The organism is Arthrobacter sp. H14 (assembly GCF_000520495.1).
Taxonomy (GTDB): domain Bacteria; phylum Actinomycetota; class Actinomycetes; order Actinomycetales; family Micrococcaceae; genus Arthrobacter_C.
Window position 1 is genome coordinate 29245 of sequence record NZ_KI914646.1, and the last position, 16982, is coordinate 46226.

A 16982-nucleotide genomic window follows, 5' to 3' on the forward strand; every position below is an offset into this window, starting at 1 on the left:
CAGGCGCACGGCACACGGCTTGGGACGTAGCGCCAAGGCAAGGCTCAGGGCGCAGCCTGTCTCACGAGGCCCAGGCCGCAGCACGGCGCGCGACGATTAGGACGTGACCTGACGCTTGGAGGAAATCACTCCGGTGTTGAAACCCGCCAGGTTCAATCCGCCATGGAAACGAGCGTGCTCGATCTTCACGCAGCGGTCCATCACGACCTTAAGTCCGGCGGCTTCTGCCTCACGGGCGACGTCTTCATGCCAGGAGCCGAGCTGAAGCCACAGGGTTTTTGCGCCAACGTCGATGCTCTCCTGCAGGACACCGGGAAGGTCATCATGCTTCCGGAAAACGTCCACCACGTCGGGTGTTTCCGGCAGGTCTGCCAGCGAGGCGTACGTTTTCTGCCCCAGGATTTCGTCCACCACAGGGTTGACGAAATAAAGCCGGTACGGCGAGGAAGACTGCAGGTAGGTCGCTACAAAATACGACGCACGGGAGGGCTTGTTCGAGGCGCCCACGATGGCGATCGACTTGGTGTTGCGCAGGATTCCCAGCCGTTCCGGGGCCGACGGCGGCAGCCAGGCTGATGCGGCGGAGTCCGGCTTTTCAGCGGTGGTGCTCATAGTGTCGCTCCGATCTTGCTCGGTTCGGTGGTGGCGCTGGAATCGTCCGTGGCGCAACTGTCAGAGGCGCCGGCCGCCGTGGCTCCAGCAGCCTCAACCGCGGCGTCGAGTGCCTGGTCGAGGTCCCAGAGAATGTCCTCCAGGTCCTCAAGCCCGACGGAAATCCGCACCAGGTCCTCGGGAATGCCTGCGTCAGCCAGTTGCTCGGTGCTCAACTGCTGGTGGGTTGTGGAACCGGGGTGGATGACCAGAGTGCGGGCATCGCCGACGTTGGCCAGGTGGCTGGCCAGCTGCAGCGATTCGATGAAGGTCCGGCCGGCGTCGCGCCCGCCCTTGACACCAAAGCTGAAGACCGAGCCGGGCCCCTTCGGCAGGTACTGCTTGGCCCGCTCGAAGTGCACATGCGAAGGCAGGCCGGCGTAGGTGACGTACTCGACACGGTCGTCGGCGTCGAGCCATTCGGCCACTGCTTGGGCGTTCTTCAGGTGCTCGTCGATGCGCTGCGGCAGGGTTTCGACGCCTTGCAGCAGCTGGAATGCCGACTGCGCAGAGAGCGAGGGTCCAATGTCGCGCAACTGCTCGGAGCGCAGCTTGGTCAGGAAGCCGTACTCGCCGAAGTTGTCCCACCAGCTGACGTTGCCGTACGAGGCGACGGGTTCGGTCATCGAGGGGAAGTTGCCGTTGCCCCAATTAAAGCGGCCGGATTCGACGACGACGCCGCCCAACGTGGTGCCGTGCCCACCGATGAACTTGGTGGCGGAGTGAATGACAATATCCGCTCCGTGCTCAATCGGCCGCACCAGGTAAGGCGTGGACAAGGTGGCGTCGATGATCAGCGGGACACCGGCGTCGTGCGCTACTTTGGCGAGGCCGGCGATATCCGCGACCTCACCCGAGGGGTTGGCGATGACCTCTGCGTAGACGGCCTTGGTGTTCTCCTGCACCGCGGCGGCGTAGTCGGCCGGGTCGGTTCCTGGGACGAAACTGGTCTCAATGCCGAAGCGGCGCAGCGTCACGTCAAGCTGGGTCACCGTGCCGCCATACAGCGCCGACGCGGCGACAATGTGGTCGCCGGCGCCGGTCAGGGCGGCGAAGGTGATGAACTCGGCGCTCATGCCCGACGCCGTCGCAACAGCCCCGATGCCGCCTTCCAGTGAGGCGATGCGCTCCTCGAAGGCGGCCACGGTGGGGTTGCCGATCCGGGAGTAGATGTTGCCGTACTTCTGCAGCGCGAATAGGTTGGCGGCGTCGTTCGTGTCCTTGAAGACGAACGACGTCGACTGGTAGATCGGTACTGCCCGTGAACCGTGCGTGGCGTCAGGAGTGCCGCCGGCGTGCAGGGCCCGGGTCCGGAATCCGAAGGTGCGGTCGCTCAATTACTTGCTCCTACTGGTGTTGCTGTGTGTTCGGCGCGTGGGTTGATATTTTCAGTCATGATGTCGTCCTTTTCGTTGCTGCAGCGAGCACCTTCTGGATGTCGCCGATGCAGGGTTCGTTTTGCAATGATGTGGTGTCGCCGAGCTCCGTGCCTTCGTAAAGCTGAGTGAGCAACCGGCGCATGATCTTGCCGGAGCGGGTTTTGGGGACGTCAGGTACGACGACGACGGCGGCCGGCTTGGCGATCGGCCCAATCTCCTTCGCCACATGGGTTCGAAGTTCGTCCGTCACAGCCCGCGCGTTGGCGGCAAGCACGACGAACGCAACAATCGCCTGGCCGGTCTTCGGATCCGCGACAGGCGCAACACCCGCCTCGACCACCGACGGGTGCGAGACCAGGGCGGACTCGATCTCGATCGTGGAGAGCCGGTGGCCCGACACGTTCAGCACATCGTCCACCCGGCCGAGGATCCAGGTGTCGCCGTCGTCGTCATACTTTGCTCCGTCGCCGGCAAGGAACCAACCCTGCCGGGCGTACTGGCGCCAATACGAGTCCAAGTAGCGCTGCGGATTTCCCCAGACTGTCCGCGCCATGGCCGGTCCGGTCTTGTCCACGACGATGAAGCCCTGTTCGCCGGCAGGCACTTCAGCGCCGCCGTCGTCGACAATCCTGGTGCTGACTCCAGGCAAGGCGCGGTTGGCGCAGCCCGGCTTGAATCCAGCATCGGTAGGCCGGGGCGAGAGGACGGTGGCGCCGGTTTCGGACTGCCACCAAGTGTCGACCACCGGCACTTCGCCGCGGCCAAACTGCTCCCGGAACCAGCGCCAGGCTGGCGGGTTGATGGCCTCGCCGACGGTGCCGAGCACGCGGATGGAGGAGAGGTTGTAGTGCTCGGGTACGCCGTCCGGGAACCAGCCCATCAGCGAGCGGACCAGCGTCGGTGCGGTGTAGTAGCTGGTAACGCCGTAGCGCTCGATGATCTCCAGATGCCGGCCAGGATGCGGGGTGTCCGGGGTTCCCTCGTAGATCACCTGGCTGACACCGTTGGCGAGCGGGCCGTAGATTTCGTAGGTGTGGGCGGTGACCCAGGCCAGGTCCGCCGTGCACCAATGCACATCCACATCGCGCTTCTCCGGATCCGGATTGCTGAACAGCAGTTCGTGGCTGGCCGCAGCCTGGGTGAGGTACCCGCCGGAGGTGTGCACCAGTCCCTTGGGCTTGCCAGTGGTTCCGGAGGTGTACATAATGAACAGCGGCGTCTCGGCGTCGAAGGCCTTCGGCTCATGGACCTCTGAAGCGGAATCGACGATATCGTGCCACCAGACATCCCGGCCGGAAGTCCACGGAACGGACAGTTCCTGGTTGGAGCGGCGGCCCTTGCCGGAGGTTGCGGACCCTGCCTTGGAAGTGCGCCGGATGACCAGGACGTGTTCGACCGCGTTGTCCCCGGCTACGGCGGCGTCGGCGTTCTCCTTCACCGGCACAGCCTTGCCGCGGCGGTACTGGCCGTCGGTGGTGACGAGCAGCTTCGCGCCGGTGTCCTCGACCCGGAAGCGCAGCGCCTCGGCGGAAAACCCGCCGAACACCAGGGAGTGGACAGCGCCGATCCGCGCGCAGGCGAGCGTGATGACGATGGTTTCGACGAGAACCGGCAGGTAGATGACAACCCGGTCGCCCTTGCCGATTCCGAGTTGGATCAGCGCGTTGGCGGCCTTGGAGACTTCCTTTTGCAGCTCCGCGTACGTGACTGAGCGGCGGTCGCCGGGCTCGCCTTCGAAGTACAGCGCAACCTTGCTTCCCCGGCCGGCAGCGACGTGCCGGTCCACGCAGTTCGCGGCCACGTTCAGCTTCCCGCCTGAGAACCATTCGATCTTCGGCACGCTGAGGGCGAGGTCCTCGCCTTCGGAGGCGAGGGCTGCGTCGTAGTCGAGGCCGCTGAGCGGAACGGCGGGCTCAAAGGTGTGGGCGGTGTGCCAGGGTTCGTCCCAGTCGAGTTCCAGGGCAGCGTTCTCCCAGAAGGCGATGCGGGCGGATTCGTCTGGCTCCCCGTTGGAGGATGGGTGGGCCGGTACGGCGTCCAGTTCGATAGTCATAGTAATCTCCATCGGTCCTGGCGGTAGCACCGTCCTGTACCTCTATAGGGCACCAAGTGGTTGCTGCGGCTTCATCGATCCAGGTCTCTCGGCCGCTCGGGATGGTCAATATTCAAGTTTAGACGTGTACAGGGTGCTGGGATCAATTCCGGAACGTCACAAAGTGAAACGTGAAGCAGCAGGGTCAGTGGGACTGATTGCCGATGCCGAGGTTGTTCAGGAGAGAGTCGCGGACCCGTACGAAGGCGGACGAGCTGCTGTTGCGTGGCCGTTCCTCGGGAACATCGACCATGTGGACAATGCTCGAGCCGGGCCCGGCCCCGTCATCGGCTGCTGGTTTCGTGCCGTCGTCGTTGGCCGTTTCCGATGTGCTGCCATCGCCGCCCTTGTCGCCGTTCCCGTCCTTTGGGTTTCCGAGCACGATAATCCGGTCCGCCAGCTGCAGCGCCTCATCCACGACGTCGGTCACGAGCAGGACGGTGGTGCGGGCCACGCGGTGGATGTCCAGCAACAGGTCCTGCATCTTCGCCCTGGTCTTTGCGTCCAGCGTGCTGAAAGGCTCATCCAGGAGCAGCACCCCTGGATTCCGTGCCAGTGCGCGCGCCAAGGCGGCACGCTGGGCCAGTCCGGCCGGCACATCGCGGGGCCAGTGCTTGGCGAACTGTTCGAGTCCCAGCAGTTTCAGCAGGTCCGCGACCCTGGCCTTGCCGTTTTTGGCACTGGTTCCAATCGGCAGCCCCATCGCGACGTTTGCCTGCAGGGTGTGTTCGGGTGACAGTTGCGCCTCATGTGACGCGACTGCGCAGCGGTTGTCGACGGCGGAAACCGGGGTGCCGCCGATGGAAACGGTTCCGGTTCCGGCAGTATCGAGGCCGCCGGTTGCACGCAGCAGGGTGGATTTCCCGCAGCCGCGCGGGCCGAGGATCGCTACGATTTCGCCGGCGTGGACGTCAAGATTAATGTCGCGCAACACTGTCCGGCGGGCATCGCCTGTGCCGAAGTTCCGGTCCACGGCCTTGAAAGAAATGGGCAGCGCGTTGGGCGGAGCGATCCGGAAGGGAGCGGATGAGGCAGGACCCGATGGTGAGGGAGAGGCCAGTGATGGAGCGGAGGCTCCTGCAGGTCCTATGGCAGGTGTCACCTGGGTAGGCGCCGCCTTCTGGGCCGCTGCCACATCTTCGCTCATGGATACTCCAGTTGGTCCAGGTGTCCGGCCCGGGACGGGTTGACTATTACTAAACTGGAGAAAGCGTCCCGGCTACAAATCCGGCACGTAATATTGCGACGCCGCGCCCGCATCACGGGCGGTGGTTCCGCGGATGAGGAGGAACAGTCATGGCTCACACCAACGATCGCGAAACAATCAAGAGGTTGCTGACGACGAAGGGGCGGTGGGCCGTCGTCGGGCTTTCCACCAATCCCGCCCGTCCGGCGGTTGGGGTTTCAAAGTTCGTGCAGCGGAATCTGGGGATGGAAATCATCCCGGTCAACCTGAAGGGCGAGGACGTACACGGCGCTCAGGGTTACAAGAAGCTCGCGGACATTCCCGGTGAGATCGACGTCGTCGACTGTTTCGTCAACTCGCAGCGGGTCGGCGCCGTGGTGGACCAGGCAATCGAGGTTGGGGCGAAGGCGGTGTGGCTTCAGCTCGGCGTCATCGATGAAGCGGCAGCCGCGCGGGCAGCGGAAGCGGGTCTCGACGTCGTGATGGATACTTGCCCGGCGATAGAGGCGCCGCGGCTGGGACTCTGACCGGGCGAGGGCGCCTCCGGTTCGGCTCCGGCTCTGCTCTGGCGCCCGCTGCAGCGCCGACCTACATGTTGGCGAACTTGGCGCGGGCAATCGAGTAGACCCCGAAGCAGATCAGCCCTACCCCGACGAGGCCGAGAATATATGGCCCGAAAGGCTGCTCGCCCAGTGCTTTGAGCGCTCCGTCGAGGCCCGTTGCTTCCTGTGGATCGGACTGGACAGTGGCCACAATGAACAGCAGTCCGACGGCGGCAAGGGCGACTCCTTTGGCCGTGTAACCGGTGATGCCAAGCGGGACGGTGGCCTTGCCGATGTGGTGCGGACCTTTGGTTTTGAGGTCTTTGAGGAAGTTCCGGCTGATGCCTTTGAAGACGCAGTAGCCGCCCATGCCGATGACGCCGGCCCCGATGGCAATGAGCAGGATCGATCCGGCGTCCGACTTCATCAGGGTTGCGCTGAAGTCGCTCGTTGCCTCGCCGCTGTCCTTCGGCGCTCCGATGACGAACTGGGCCAGGGAGACGGCGATGGCCGCAAAGAGGATTGCCCGCCCGACGGCGATGAGCCGGTTTTTCAGCTGAACGCGTGGATCTGCGCTGATGCCCTGGAACACGGCTTCACTGATTTGCCACAAGGTGAGCGCGACGCAGCCGACGAATCCTGCCCACAGCAATGCTTCACCCAATGGTTGCTGCGCCAGCCGGCCGATGGCGCCGCCCTGATCGGCCTCACCGGAGCCGCCGAGGGCGATATGCCAGGCGATGACGCCAATCACCAGGTGAAGCAAACCGGTGACAATAAATCCCGCCCGGGCAAGCAATTCGAATGGTCGCGAATTAGAGGCCCGTCTGGTTTGCTCGGCCGCTGAAGCCACTGGCTCCTCCTTTTTCTGTTGTGGGTCCATTTTGCCATGCGATGCGGCGGAAAGGGCGCCGCGATAAGCTCTCGATATGGAAGCTGCCGACCTGAAAAGTGCATGTCTGGCGTTGCCCGGAGCCTATGAGGATTTTCCTTTCGGCCCGGAGGCGTCCGTGTTCAAAGTACGTGCCCCGGGCGGAACGGCCAAAATGTTCGCGCTCACGGATCTGGACGCCCCGGAGTTGAGCGTGAGCCTGAAGTGTGAGCCGGCGCTGGCTGAACAGCTCCGGGCGGCACATCCGGAAATTACCGGTGCGTACCACATGAACAAAACGCACTGGAATGGCGTGCGCTGCGGCGGAGCACTGCCAGCGGATATGATCCGGGACATGATTGAAGACTCCTACGATCTGGTGGTGGCATCACTTCCACGTAAAGACCGCGAATCGCTCAAATGGAGCGGACTTGCCCGGGATGTCTCATGCTGACCCAGGAATTGCTCGATATCCTGTGGGATTTTTCCGACCCGGCTGGCTCCGAAGACCGGCTCCGGCAGGCCTTGCTCAGCGGCAGGTACGACGACGTCGAGCAGGCTGAGCTGGCAACACAGATCGCCAGGGCGCTGAGCCGGCAGGGGCTGTTCGATGAGGCGAAGGAAGTGCTGGATGAGGTCGCCGAATCTCCCGCGAGCCAGGAACCGGTGGTATGGGCTCGCGTACTGCTCGAACGCGGCCGGATCTTGAATTCCTACGGACACAAAACACTCGCCACCACACTGTTTGAGCGTGGGGCCAACCATGCTGCCCTGCACGGCCTGATATTCCTCGGAGTCGACGCCCTGCACATGCTCGCTATCGCCGATCCCGCGCACGCCGAAGGTTGGACTCTGAAGGCACTCGATCTGGCGGACAATGCTGAAGATCCGCGCACCGCCCAATGGTCTATCTCCCTGCACAATAACCTGGGCTGGCATTTCGACGACGCTGGTGACCATTGGGCCGCACTGCATCACTTCCGACTGGCCAAGATCGCCGCCGATGAATGTGGCACGGATGCGCAGAAACACATCTCTCAATGGACCGTTGGCCGGTGTTTGCGGGCGATGGGGCGGTACGAGGACGCACTGGAAATCCAGGAGGAGCTCGACGCGAACGACCCTGAAGATCCGTATGTGAAGGACGAACTGAACGAAATTCTCCGGGCGATGGCCGAGCGGGGCCCGGACGATGACGACGGTTCCTGAACCTGCGGAGCCCGTAGCGTCTTTGCAGCCCGCGCCGTACGAGCCACACTACGAGATAAGGTGGCATAGCGTCCTTGGCCGACGGAGCCCGTAACGTCCGGAGGAGTGGGCGGGATCTGGTAGACAATATGTGTTCGTATACGTATGCGCCGGGTCCTGGAGAACAAGATGTGTTCGTTCAATGGCTCCATCCCACGCGTATTGTCCACCAGGTTTGGATGGCCACGCGTATTGTCCACCAGGTTTGGATGGCCACGCGTATTGTTCAGCAGAATTGGACGCGTATCAGCCGAAACCCCGATGACGTATAGCCAGCCTTGTGGATAACTCCTGCGCCGGATCGGGGACTGTTAGATACTGACGGAATGCGTCGGCCGGATCCTCTGCCTGAACCACTGAACTCCCAATCGTTTACGGTACGTGATGGCTTGGCCCACGGAGCTTCCAGAAACCAGTTGCGGAATCGCCGCTTCATCATTGGCGGCAGGGGGATCCGGCTCCATGCGGTCCCGGATTCCGGCGGTGATTCGACCGTCGATTCGTACGCCGAACTCGTTCGTCCGTACACGCGCATCACCGACCGGACAGCCGCTTCACACCTAACAGCCGCTCGACTATGGCAGTTCCCGCTACCTTCGTGGGTCGAGTCGGTGGTTCAATTTCATATCAGTCGCGAATTGGGGGCCAGCTTACCTCGCCGTCAAGGAGTCATAGGCCATTTATCCCGCATACTTCCGCATGAAGTGGTTTGTATCAATGGAACGTATATGACGACGCGACTACGGACTTGGCTGGATCTGGCGGAGATGCTTGCCCTCGACGACCTCGTCGTTGTTACGGACCACCTTATTCGCATCCCCCGGCCGCATTTTGAAGGCAGGGAGTCCCCATATTCCAAAACGCAGAATCTTGCGCAAATGGTCGCGTCACATCCAGGCAAAAAAGGCGTCCCACTCGCGCGTAAGGCACTCAGCCTCAGTAGGGTTGGAGCGGATTCAGCTCCTGAAACCAAACTGCGTCTCGCTATAGTCCGAGCAGGTCTGCCGACCCCGGAACTGAATCAGCCGATTATTGATTCATCCGGCGTTACAGCCCATGAATCCGACTTGTCGTTCCGTGCTTACCGTGTGGCCGTTGAATACGAGGGCTCCGGCCATAGCGATCCAGACCAGGTTGAGCGGGACATTGCCCGTGCCGAACGTGTGGAGGCCGCCGGCTGGGTCGAGGTGCGGGTATCGAGACGGCACATGTTCAACGGAGCAGGACCCGCCGTAGCAAAAATTAGGACTGCGCTAATGGTCAGGGGCTGGACGCCTGCTTGACTGGCCCAGTCGGAAATTTCCGAGAGTGGCCAGTACTGCCAAGCATCCTTGCTTCCAAAATCTTCCAGTTGACAGTTGGAGTGGTACCGGACACTGACAGCAACGCGTACTGCTCATCAGATCCCTCAGATCGAGCTAACGAGCACATTTTGCTCAGTAGATGGACGGAACCGCCGCACGGAGCAGACGCCGGTAGATGCCGGTAGACGCCGGTAGATGCCAACGGAGCAGATCCCGATCAGCACGGCTGAAATCGACGCAGGGACGATACCTTTCCCCGGGTCTAGCCGAAGTAAGCGGGGAGGGTTCCTTCGTGGGCCTCGCGGAGTGCGGCGAGGGAAAGCGTGAACTGCCCCTGCACGTCGAGGGTGGGTTCGGCGAGGCTCTCATGGTGGTCTTCGGTCCAGGACTGATCGACACCTGGCCGGCCGGCGCCGCTGGAGGCGGCACTGCTTACCGGCACTGGCGGGTTGTCGACGACGCCGATCCGCAGGTGCGGGAAGCCACGTGCGCTGCACATGTCGGTGAACCGTACTTCCTCAGAGCGGGCAACGGAGACGACGGCGCGTCCCTGTGATTCGCTGAAGAGTGCAGTAAACGCGTCGATGCCGTCCCGTTCACACAGCTCGTCGATCCCGACCCGCGCTCCAACATTGAAGCGCAGCGCCATTTCGGCCAGCGTCGCCGCGAGACCTCCTTCGGAGAGGTCGTGGGCGGCATCGATCATCCCATCACGGGAGGCGTTGATGAGCAGTTCGGACAGCATCTTCTCGACGGAGAGATCAACCGCCGGCGGCTGACCGCCCAGATGGCCGCGCAGGTTCGCCCATTCCGACCCGTCCAGCTCGTGAGCGGTGGTGCCAAGCAGGTAGATTGCCTGCCCGTCATGGCGCCAGCCCGACGGCGTACGGCGGGCGACGTCGTCGAACACGCCAAGAACACCGACGACCGGGGTGGGCGGGATGGCAACTCCACCGGTCTGGTTGTAGAGCGAGACGTTTCCGCCGGTCACCGGCACGCCGAGTTCCTGGCAGGCGTCGGCCAGGCCGCGGATGGATTCGGCGAACTGCCACATCACTTCCGGATCTTCGGGGGAGCCAAAGTTCAGGCAATCGGAAACCGCCATGGGCTTCGCCCCGGACGTGGCGACATTGCGGTACGCCTCCGCCAGCGCCAGCCGGGCACCCTCGTACGGGTTCAGGTAACTGTAGCGGCCATTCGCGTCGGTGGAGAGGGCGATGCCGAGGCCGGTCTGCTCGTCGACGCGGATGACACCGGCGTCGTCCGGCATGGCCAGGGCGGTGTTGCCCTGCACATAGCGGTCGTACTGGTTCGTCACCCAGTCCTTGGAGCACATGTTCGGCGAGGAGATCAGCTCCAGCACGGCGGCGGACAGCTCCGCGCCGGACTGCGGGCGGTCGCGGTACTGGGAGCTCGCGGTGAAGGATTCAGACTGCAGCCGGTCGAGCCACTCTGGCCGGTGGAAGGGCCGCTCGTAGACCGGGCCCTCGTGGGCAACCGTCTTCGGATCGACGTCGACAATTTCTTCGCCGTCCCACTCGATGATCAGCCGGCCGGTGTTCGTGACCTCGCCGAGCCAGGAGTACTCGACATTCCACTTGTCCATGATGGCTTCAAACGCCGCAGCGTTCTCCGGCGTCACGACGGCCATCATGCGTTCCTGCGACTCGGACATCAGGATCTCGCCCGGTGTCAGGGTCGGGTCGCGCAAGAGCACGTTGGTCAGCTCGACATGCATCCCGCCCTCGCCGTTGGAGGCGAGTTCCGACGTCGCGCAGGAAATTCCCGCGGCGCCGAGATCCTGGATGCCTTCGACGACGGAGGCCTTGAACAGTTCGAGGCAGCACTCGATCAGGACTTTCTCGGCAAACGGGTCGCCGACCTGAACGGCGGGGCGCTTCGACGGCTTCGTGTCGTCGAAGGATTCCGATGCCAGTACCGATGCTCCGCCGATCCCGTCGCCGCCGGTCCGGGCGCCGAACAGGACCACCTTGTTGCCCACACCGGAGGCGTTGGCCAGCCGGATGTCCTCGTGCCGCATCACTCCCACGGCCAGCGCGTTGACCAAGGGGTTGCCCTGGTACGCGGAGTCGAAGACCACCTCTCCGCCGATATTGGGCAGACCCAGTGAGTTCCCATAGCTGCCGACGCCGGAGACCACACCGTGCACAACCCGCTGGCTGTCCGGGTGGTCAATCGCGCCGAAACGCAGAGCGTCCATCACTGCAACCGGGCGGGCGCCCATCGAGATAATGTCGCGGACAATGCCGCCGACGCCGGTGGCCGCGCCTTGGAAGGGTTCGACCATGGAGGGGGAGTTGTGCGACTCAATCTTGAAGGTCACCGCCCAGTCATCACCAATGTCGACGACGCCGGCGTTCTCGCCAATGCCGACCAGCAGGTGTTCCTTCATCGCCTCGGTGACCTTGTCGCCGAACTGGCGCAGATGCACCTTGGAGGATTTGTAGGAGCAGTGCTCGGACCACATCACCGAGTACATGGCCAGCTCTGCGGCTGTGGGGCGGCGGCCCAGGATCTCCACGACCCGCTTGAACTCGTTCTTCTTCAGTCCAAGTTCCGCCCACGGCAGCTCGGTTTCAGGAGTGGTGGCGGCGTTTTTGACCGTGTCGAGGTTGAACTTCTCAGTCATGCTTCCCTTACCGAGTGACGAGCGAATGAAGTACAGAGGTGAACAGGCCGAGCCCGTCGGTTCCGGAGGCCAGTGGCGTGTCGCCGAAGCGCGCATCGGAGCCAGACGAGTCCGGGCCGAAGCCGGGTTCGACGGCGTGCTCGGGGTGCGGCATCAAGCCGACGACGTTGCCCGCGGCGTTGGAAATACCAGCAATGCCCCGGCGCGAACCGTTCGGGTTGCTGCCTTCGTAGCGGAAAACCACCCGGCCTTCGCCCTCGAGCTCGTCGAGGACATGCGCGTCGGCGATGAACTGACCGTCCTGGTTCTTCAGCGGAATCACGATTTCCTGGCCGGTGCTGAATTGGTTGGTCCACGACGTCGAGGCATTCTCCACCCGAAGCCGCTGGTCCCGGCACATGAAGTGCAGGTTCTCGTTCTTGATCATCGAACCCGGCAGCAGATGCGCTTCGGTGAGGACCTGGAAGCCGTTGCAGATTCCCAGCACCGGCAACGGTGCCGAGGGGGCTTTCGCGGCGTTGATAATCTTGTCCATCAAGGGTGCGAACCTTGAGATGGCGCCCGCGCGCAGGTAGTCGCCGTAGGAGAAACCGCCGGGAAGTACGACGGCGTCCACGTCTTTCAGGGTTTCGTCACCGTGCCAGAGGCTGACCGCGGTTCCGCCTGCCAGCGCGACGGCACGGGCGGCGTCCCGGTCATCCAAGGTGCCGGGAAAAGTGACGACGCCGATGCGGGCACCGGCGACGGATGCGCCTTCGAACGCGTTGACGGAATCCTCAACCGGGGACGCAGTCGAACCTGTTTCCTGAGCCGTTGAAGTCACCGGACGGCTCCGGCGCCGTCGTCCGCGGGGGAGGCGTCGTCGAGGACCTCAACCCTGGTGACATCTTCGATCACGGGGTTGGACAGCAAGGTGGTGGCTGCCGTGCGGGCGTGTTCCAGGACCTCTTCGGTGATTTCGCCGTCGACCGTCAGCTCAAAGCGTTTGCCCTGGCGTACCTCGCTGAAACCGGACAAGCCGATGCGGGGCAGGGCTCCGGCGATGGCCTTTCCCTGCGGGTCCAGGATTTCAGGCTTGGGCATGACATCGACAACGATCCGGGGCATCCGGTCACTCCTGTATGGGTCTTTGTTCCAGGCGGCAACGGCTCGAGCCGGCCAAGGTGCAATCCCAGTCTACCGGCCGCGCTTCTGATGGCAGGAATCGTGACCGGCTACATCACGCCCCCGGCGCCGAGGAGGGGTTCCATGGCTTCCCAGCGGTCGATTTCGCAGCCGTTCGTGCGCGCGAACTCTGCCTCCACAGGCCTGTCGTCGATCGTTCCCATGACCGTGGCGGTCTGTGGTCCGCCGTACTGCTGGGTGCACTGGAGCGTGGGGTCGGGCGACGTGAAGAAGAGGGCCCGCGCGGATTCTTCAATCAGGACGCAGGCATCCTTGGGATCGGGAACGTTGGAGGCGCCGCCCGGCGTCATGCCATCGCACTGCAGCAGGTATTCCTGTGGCGTAGCGCCGGGCTCCGGTGTCACAGTGATGCGGAGTTCGACGTTGAAGTTTCCGTCGTCCGGTTTGGGGGCGGGGCTCGCGGGAGAAGGGCTCGACGTCGGACCGGCGGCGGTTTCGCTTGGCGGCGGGGAACTTTCTGCGGAGCCCGGCGCCGTCGACGTCGGAGCCTTGCTGGCCGGTTCGGTACCAACGGAATCCCCGCAGCCCGTCAGCAGCAGGACGGTAACGGCCGCAGCGGCAAGGCGGGGAGCAGCTCGAAGATGGCGCACGGCCGAGGCTGGTTTCATCGAGCTCTCCTGTCCCTAGGATTAGAGCCTAGCGAGGATCAGGAAATTCCTCGACAACTTTGAGTAACGATGCGCGCAAGATCTGGGCCTCTTCGGCAAATCCGCGCTGGGCGGCCACATATTCGGCCTTGCCTTCAGGAGTTTCAATCCGAATCGGTCCATACCCCCACTGGGACAGATCATAGGGAGAGGCCTGCATGTCCATCCGCCGGATCCGCCAGGACAACTCGAAGCAGTCCATCAGCAGCTCGCTCGGAACGGCCGGCGAGAGTTTGTAGGCCCACTTGTACAAGTCCATGTTCGCGTGCAGACAGCCGGGCTGTTCGAGATCCCGTTGGGTTTCGCGCGTCGGCTGCAGCTCGTTTTGGGGAGCCGCTTTGTCGGTGAAGAAGCGGAACGCGTCGATGTGGGAGCACTTAATCCTGCTCTTTTCCACCACCTGGTCGGTCCCGTCCGCGCCGAGCCGCAGCGGCAGATACTCGTGCCGCACGTCGTCGGCGTCGAGCTTGTACACCATGGCCCATTCGTGCAGTCCGAAACATCCCAGATGGGGCTTCCTTGCCGCCGTGCGGCCCAGAATGATCCGGGTGAAATCGACGGCCCCTTTCCGGTCGGCGGTGAACCGGGGCAGGTCCAGGGCCACCGCCGTCGTACCGGGAGCCAGTCCGAGGGCCGGCAACTCGGCTTCTTCGAACCGGCGGTAGTGTTTCCAAGCGGCACGTTCAGCGGCAGCTTCGCCGGTAAGTACGACGCCGAGACCCGGGTGCCAGCGGCGCAACTGGCCCGGCTTGTGGTTGTAGTAGGTGAAGAGGAAGTCTTCCACCGGGTGCTTTTGGCCCGACGAGCGCCGCTGCAGGTAAGGCTCGGCAAAGGGGCGGACCCGTTCGTGGTGTGTCCGCTCGCGTTGCTGCCACTCGTCCTGGCTCAGCACGGTGGCGGATACCGTCTCAGCTGGCGGCATCCAACTCTTCCCCGCTGTCCAGGCCCTCCCTGGTGGTGTGGGTCGCGGTAATGATCCGCTGCATCATGGCATGCAGCTCCCCGGCGTCGGACCGGTCGAGTCCCAGGCGCTCACCCATGATCGCGGGCACGGCCAAGGCGCGTTGCCGCAATGCCGCGCCCTCCGGAGTCAGTTCCACCGCCAGCGACCGCTCGTCGGCCGGGAGCCGGCGGCGGGTGATGAGCCCGGAGGTTTCGAGCCGCTTCAGCAGTGGTGAAATTGTTGCCGGTTCCAGCATGAGTGCCGAACTCAGATCCTTAACTGTTCTGGGGCTCCGTTCCCAGAGTGCGAGCATTACCAGGTACTGGGGGTGGGTCAGGTTGAGCTCAGCCAGCACTGGACGGTACGCGGAAATGATTGATCTCGACGCGACAGAGATCGCAAAACAGAGCTGGCGTTCCAGAAGCAGGTCGTCTTCGTCCTGGGCAGGTGTGGTCTGTGTCATGGCTTTCAATTCTACCGCGATGCGAAAAGCGAGCGGTGGCTTCACGGATTAGTTAGGGCACTAATTGTTAGCGTATCATTGAGGTCAGGAATGCGTGTATGAAAGGATCCAGCGACATGGCTAAAGGCGAGAGTTTCGCAAGTCGGATGATGCGCCGTACGGGTGTCCTCCGGCATGTGTTCGGCCCGGCAGCTGTCGGCGATTTGCATGAGCCGGTGAAAGCGCCGACGGATGAGCAGCGCCGGGAACATGAGAATCAAATGTCTCAGTTCACGGTCGAAAAGTTGCCGAACGGTCAGGTCTACCTCGTGGCCAAAGACCCGACAGACGGATCGAACCTGCGGTAGTACGGACAGACTCCGGGCACAGGCCGTGCCCGGAACCTCCGGCTACCGCCCGGAACCTCCGGCTACCGCCCGGTTCCGCCGTGGACCGTCGCTTCACTTTCGCCGTCGAGGTCAAATGCCTTGTGGACGGCCTGGACCGCGGAGTCGAGCAGGTCGGCGCGGGTAACGACGGAAATGCGGATCTCCGACGTCGAAATCAGCTCAATGTTGATTCCTGCATCGGAAAGCGCCTTGAAGAACCGGTGTGAAACACCTGGGTGGGAGCGCATGCCGGCACCGATCAGGGACAACTTGCCGATGTGGTCGTCGTACTGGATCGAATCGAAGCCGATTCCGGGCTGCGCAGCTTCCAGCGCCCCCAGAGCCTCGGCCCCTTCAATCATTGGAAGGGTGAACGAAATGTCCGTCCGTCCGGTGCCCTTGGTGGACACGTTCTGTACGATCATGTCGATGTTCGTGTGCGCGCCGGCGATGACTCCGAAGATCTCCGCTGCCTTGCCGGGAATATCCGGAACGCCGACGACGGTGACCTTGGCTTCGGAACGGTCATGGGCCACGCCGGAAATGATGGGCTGTTCCAAGGCAACTCCCTTTGAGATGGTGATTTTATCGCCGGGATTGGGGATGACCCAGGTTCCCTCATTCCGGCTGAATGATGAGCGTACGTGCAGCGGCAGGCCGAACCGACGTGCATATTCGACCGACCGCAGGTGAAGTATTTTCGCGCCGGCCGCTGCCATCTCCAGCATTTCTTCACTGGAGATCCGGTCAATCTTTTGGGCAGTCGAGACGATTCTTGGGTCCGCGGTGTAGATGCCATCGACATCGGTATAGATCTCGCAGACATCGGCATCAAGGGCAGCAGCCAAGGCCACAGCGGTGGTGTCGGAGCCGCCGCGGCCCATGGTGGTGATGTCATTCGTTTCCCGGCTCATCCCCTGGAATCCGGCGACGATGGCGATATGGCCCTTGGCGAGCACGGTCTGCACCCGGTGCGGGTCCACTTCAACCAGCCGCGCCTTGCCATGGATGGCATCGGTCATCAGGCCGGCCTGGCTGCCGGTGAATGACTGTGCCACTGCGCCCAGGGAGTCGATGGCCATGGCGAGCAACGACATCGAAATCCGTTCCCCGGACGTGAGCAGCATGTCGAGCTCCCGTGCGGGGGGCGCGGAGTTGACCTGGGCCGCAAGGTCGAGGAGCTCGTCGGTGGAATCGCCCATGGCGGAGACCACCGCGACTACTTCATTTCCCTCACGCTGGGTATCGACGACCCGCTGCGCGACGCGCTTGATGCCCTCGGCGTCGGACACAGAGGATCCACCGAATTTTTGGACAATCAAGCTCATAGATACATTCTCGCTGAGTGTAGGAAATGGAAGCCAGGGAACCATCGACGGCGCTGCACAGTCATTCTAGCGGTGACTGCTGATGGCACAGGAATTATGAGACGTAACGTTGGCGCGGCGATCGG

The 16982-nt window shown here is 63.1% G+C and carries 17 protein-coding genes and 1 riboswitch; of the genes, 5 read left to right on the forward strand and 12 right to left on the reverse strand.

Going from position 1 to position 16982, the window contains the following annotated elements; translation table 11 throughout:
* Window positions 1-96 precede the first annotated feature (96 nt).
* The 4 genes from Y707_RS0108835 to Y707_RS24605 form a co-directional block, all read right to left on the reverse strand.
* Window positions 97-612: a CoA-binding protein gene (locus tag Y707_RS0108835; protein WP_051441805.1), complete on the reverse strand. Its 516-nt coding sequence runs from the start codon at window positions 610-612 to the stop codon at window positions 97-99.
* The gene (locus Y707_RS0108840; protein WP_026534814.1) at window positions 609-1988 is read right to left on the reverse strand and encodes an O-acetylhomoserine aminocarboxypropyltransferase/cysteine synthase family protein; all 1380 of its coding nucleotides are present in this window, start codon (window positions 1986-1988) and stop codon (window positions 609-611) included. Before Y707_RS0108840 ends, Y707_RS0108835 begins: the two co-directional genes overlap by 4 nt.
* Window positions 1989-2043: 55 nt before the next feature.
* Window positions 2044-4083: an acetate--CoA ligase gene (gene acs, locus Y707_RS0108845; protein WP_035780928.1), complete on the reverse strand. Its 2040-nt coding sequence runs from the start codon at window positions 4081-4083 to the stop codon at window positions 2044-2046.
* Between the two features lie 5 nt (window positions 4084-4088).
* A riboswitch (SAM riboswitch) is annotated at window positions 4089-4191 on the reverse strand.
* 76 nt (window positions 4192-4267) lie between these two features.
* Entirely contained in the window at window positions 4268-5269 is a 1002-nt protein-coding gene (locus Y707_RS24605) for an ABC transporter ATP-binding protein (protein WP_081744736.1), read from the reverse strand.
* 149 nt (window positions 5270-5418) lie between these two features.
* Between Y707_RS24605 and Y707_RS0108855 the strand changes: the two genes are divergently transcribed.
* Window positions 5419-5835 carry a CoA-binding protein gene (locus Y707_RS0108855; protein WP_026534816.1) on the forward strand — a complete coding sequence of 139 codons (417 nt, stop codon included), beginning with the start codon at window positions 5419-5421 and terminating at the stop codon, window positions 5833-5835.
* A 61-nt stretch (window positions 5836-5896) separates the two neighbouring features.
* Here the strand turns inward: Y707_RS0108855 and Y707_RS0108860 are convergent, their stop codons facing one another.
* Window positions 5897-6703 (reverse strand): DUF1206 domain-containing protein, encoded by an 807-nt coding sequence (locus Y707_RS0108860; protein ID WP_026534817.1) that lies wholly within the window; start codon window positions 6701-6703, stop codon window positions 5897-5899.
* A 76-nt stretch (window positions 6704-6779) separates the two neighbouring features.
* Between Y707_RS0108860 and Y707_RS0108865 the strand changes: the two genes are divergently transcribed.
* The 3 genes from Y707_RS0108865 to Y707_RS0108875 all read left to right on the forward strand — a co-directional run bounded on the left by Y707_RS0108865 (window position 6780) and on the right by Y707_RS0108875 (window position 9252).
* Window positions 6780-7175, forward strand: coding sequence for an MmcQ/YjbR family DNA-binding protein (locus Y707_RS0108865; RefSeq protein ID WP_026534818.1), 396 nt, complete (start codon window positions 6780-6782; stop codon window positions 7173-7175).
* Complete coding sequence (locus Y707_RS24610; RefSeq protein WP_216699235.1) at window positions 7169-7930, forward strand: tetratricopeptide repeat protein; 762 nt, start codon at window positions 7169-7171, stop codon at window positions 7928-7930. The genes Y707_RS0108865 and Y707_RS24610 overlap by 7 nt, the downstream gene beginning before the upstream one ends.
* A 767-nt stretch (window positions 7931-8697) precedes the next feature.
* Window positions 8698-9252 carry a putative endonuclease domain-containing protein gene (locus Y707_RS0108875; protein ID WP_253905114.1) on the forward strand — a complete coding sequence of 185 codons (555 nt, stop codon included), beginning with the start codon at window positions 8698-8700 and terminating at the stop codon, window positions 9250-9252.
* Between the two features lie 283 nt (window positions 9253-9535).
* On the opposite strand, the gene purL is transcribed toward Y707_RS0108875, so the two are convergent.
* The 6 genes from purL to Y707_RS0108905 form a co-directional block, all read right to left on the reverse strand.
* Window positions 9536-11923, reverse strand: a complete 2388-nt coding sequence (gene purL, locus Y707_RS24615) for a phosphoribosylformylglycinamidine synthase subunit PurL (RefSeq protein ID WP_035780931.1) — start codon at window positions 11921-11923, stop codon at window positions 9536-9538.
* Between the two features lie 7 nt (window positions 11924-11930).
* Window positions 11931-12653 carry a phosphoribosylformylglycinamidine synthase subunit PurQ gene (purQ, locus tag Y707_RS0108885; protein WP_253905116.1) on the reverse strand — a complete coding sequence of 241 codons (723 nt, stop codon included), beginning with the start codon at window positions 12651-12653 and terminating at the stop codon, window positions 11931-11933.
* An 89-nt stretch (window positions 12654-12742) separates the two neighbouring features.
* On the reverse strand, window positions 12743-13030 hold the full coding sequence (purS, locus tag Y707_RS0108890; protein WP_026534821.1) for a phosphoribosylformylglycinamidine synthase subunit PurS: 288 nt from the start codon (window positions 13028-13030) through the stop codon (window positions 12743-12745).
* A gap of 107 nt (window positions 13031-13137) precedes the next feature.
* On the reverse strand, window positions 13138-13716 hold the full coding sequence (locus Y707_RS0108895; protein WP_051441807.1) for a hypothetical protein: 579 nt from the start codon (window positions 13714-13716) through the stop codon (window positions 13138-13140).
* Between the two features lie 28 nt (window positions 13717-13744).
* Entirely contained in the window at window positions 13745-14677 is a 933-nt protein-coding gene (locus tag Y707_RS0108900; protein WP_026534823.1) for a hypothetical protein, read from the reverse strand.
* Entirely contained in the window at window positions 14664-15161 is a 498-nt protein-coding gene (locus Y707_RS0108905) for a MarR family winged helix-turn-helix transcriptional regulator (RefSeq protein ID WP_026534824.1), read from the reverse strand. The genes Y707_RS0108900 and Y707_RS0108905 overlap by 14 nt, the downstream gene beginning before the upstream one ends.
* Before the next feature lie 98 nt (window positions 15162-15259).
* On the opposite strand from Y707_RS0108905, the gene Y707_RS0108910 reads away from it, so the two are divergent.
* Window positions 15260-15508: a hypothetical protein gene (locus Y707_RS0108910; protein ID WP_035780933.1), complete on the forward strand. Its 249-nt coding sequence runs from the start codon at window positions 15260-15262 to the stop codon at window positions 15506-15508.
* Between the two features lie 62 nt (window positions 15509-15570).
* Here Y707_RS0108910 and Y707_RS0108915 read toward each other — a convergent pair whose 3' ends face one another.
* Entirely contained in the window at window positions 15571-16857 is a 1287-nt protein-coding gene (locus tag Y707_RS0108915; protein ID WP_026534826.1) for an aspartate kinase, read from the reverse strand.
* Between the last annotated feature and the right edge of the window lie 125 nt (window positions 16858-16982).